2 protein-coding genes are annotated in these 2,249 nt (G+C 62.4%); both read left to right on the forward strand.

Going from position 1 to position 2,249, the window contains the following annotated elements; all coding sequences use genetic code 11:
- Nucleotides 1-1,262 (forward strand): EF-Tu/IF-2/RF-3 family GTPase (locus tag WBF74_RS14465; RefSeq protein ID WP_424441159.1); only part of this gene is annotated, 1,262 nt, incomplete at its 5' end.
- 147 nt (nucleotides 1,263-1,409) lie between these two features.
- Nucleotides 1,410-2,249, forward strand: an 840-nt coding sequence (locus WBF74_RS14470) for an amidohydrolase family protein (RefSeq protein WP_424441161.1), incomplete at its 3' end; no start/stop codon positions are given.

A 2,249-nucleotide genomic window follows, 5' to 3' on the forward strand; every position in this document is an offset into this window, starting at 1 on the left:
TCCCCGAGCCGACCGCGCTCAATGACGGCTCGCGCGACGCGCCTTTCGCCATGCTCGTCACCACCATCGAGAGCGACCCCTATCTCGGCCGCATCCTCACGGGACGGATTGAAAAGGGCACGGTGAAGCCGAACCTTCCGGTGCAGGTGCTCCGCAAGCCGAAGGACGGCACGGTCACAACCATCGAAAAGGGCCGCATCACCCGTGTGCTCGCCTTCCGCGGCATCCAGCGCGTGCCCGTGGAAGAGGCAAAAGCAGGTGACATCGTCGCCGTTGCGGGCCTCGAAGAAGGTACGGTTGCCGACACGATCTGCGATCTTGCCGTGACGGACGCGATCGACGCACTCCCGATTGATCCGCCCACCCTCTCCATCACCATCTCGATCAATGACAGCCCCCTTGCAGGCCGCGAAGGCAGCAAGGTGCAGTCCCGCGTGATCCGCGAGCGGCTGATGCGCGAGGCGGAATCAAACGTCGCCATTCGCGTCTCCGACAGCGAAACGCGCGATGCTTTCGAAGTGGCAGGCCGCGGCGAATTGCAGCTCGGCGTGCTCGTTGAAAACATGCGCCGCGAAGGCTTCGAACTGTCGATCTCGCGCCCCCGCGTGCTCTATCGTGAGGATGAAAACGGCAATCGCCTCGAACCCATCGAAGAAGCAACCGTCGATGTGGACGACGAATATACCGGCGTCGTCATCGAGAAGATTTCCGGCCGCAAGGGCGAACTGATCGATATGCGCCCGACAGGTGCGGGCAAGACGCGCATCATCTTCCACTGCCCCTCGCGCGGATTGATCGGCTATCACGGCGAGTTCCTCACCGATACGCGCGGCACCGGCGTGATGAACCGCATCTTCCACGCCTATGAACCCTGGCGCGGCGAGATCGAAGGCCGTCGCAACGGCGTGCTCATCTCCAATGGCGCAGGCGAGGCCGTGCCCTACGCGCTCTGGAACATTGAAGAGCGCGGCGTCCTCTTCATCGAACCCGGCGTGAAGGTCTATGAAGGCATGATCATCGGCGAGAATTCGCGCGCAGATGACCTGATCGTGAACCCGCTCAAGGCAAAGCAGCTCACCAACATCCGCACCACCTCGAAAGATGAGGCCGTGCGCCTGACGCCGCCCCGCCCGCTGACGCTCGAACAGGCCATCGCATATATCGAGCAGGACGAGCTGGTGGAAGTGACGCCGAAATCGATCCGGCTGCGCAAGCGCTACCTCGATCCGAACGAGCGCAAGAAGCACGCAAAGGCAGGCTAGGCCCCCTTCGCCACGCTCCACGTTTCAACCCCGCCATGCGCACCGCTGAAGTCGCTGGCGGGGTTTTTATTTCCACGCTCTCAGCCGATTTGCCTCTCCTGCGCGCTGGTGTCACTCTCCCTTCCAAACGGAAACGGGAGGATGAACATGGCAGGAAATCCGGAATGGCTCGCGCAGGTGAAGGAAGCGGCGCTGGAGCCTGACCTTCCGATCATCGACCCCCATCACCATCTCTGGGACCACCCCGGCTCCCGCTATGAGCTGGATGAGCTGCTTGCCGATCTCTCTCAGGGCCACAACATCCGCGCTACCGTCTTTGTTGAATGCGCAGCCATGTATCGCGCAGACGGGCCGGACGCCTTGAAGCCCATTGGCGAGACGGAATATGTGAACGGCATCGCCGCGAAATCGGCAAGCGGCGGCTTCGGCGAAACCCGTGTTGCCGCCGCCATTGTCGGCTTTGCCGATCTGCAGCTTGGCGCAGCGGTGGATGAAGTACTGGAAGCCCATATCGCCCGCGCGCCCGACCGCTTTCGCGGCATCCGTCACGCGAGCGCCTTTGATGACAGCCCCGCTATCCGTCCCTCACATACCCATCCACCCAAAGGCCTGCTCGGCCTGCCCGCCTTCCGCGAAGGCTTTGCGCGGCTCAAGGATCACGGGCTTTCCTTCGATGCCTGGCTCTTCCACCATCAGATTCCCGAACTCACGGCGCTCGCCCGCGCGCATCCTGAAACAAGAATCATCTTCGACCATTTCGGCGGTCCGCTCGGCATCGGCCACTATGAAGGCAAGCGCGAAGAGATATTCGCCCAATGGAAGCGTGACGTGGCGGAGCTTGCCACCTGCCCCAATGTCGTTGCCAAGCTGGGCGGCATCAACATGGCGGTAAACGGCTTTGGCTGGCACAAGCGTGCGACGCCGCCGACCTCCGATGAACTCGTGGCAGCCACCCGCGACTGGTATATCTACGCCATCGACCTCTTC

Origin of the sequence: Parvibaculum sp. (assembly GCF_049672805.1) — a bacterium.
In the GTDB taxonomy this organism is placed as follows: Bacteria; Pseudomonadota; Alphaproteobacteria; order Parvibaculales; family Parvibaculaceae; genus Parvibaculum.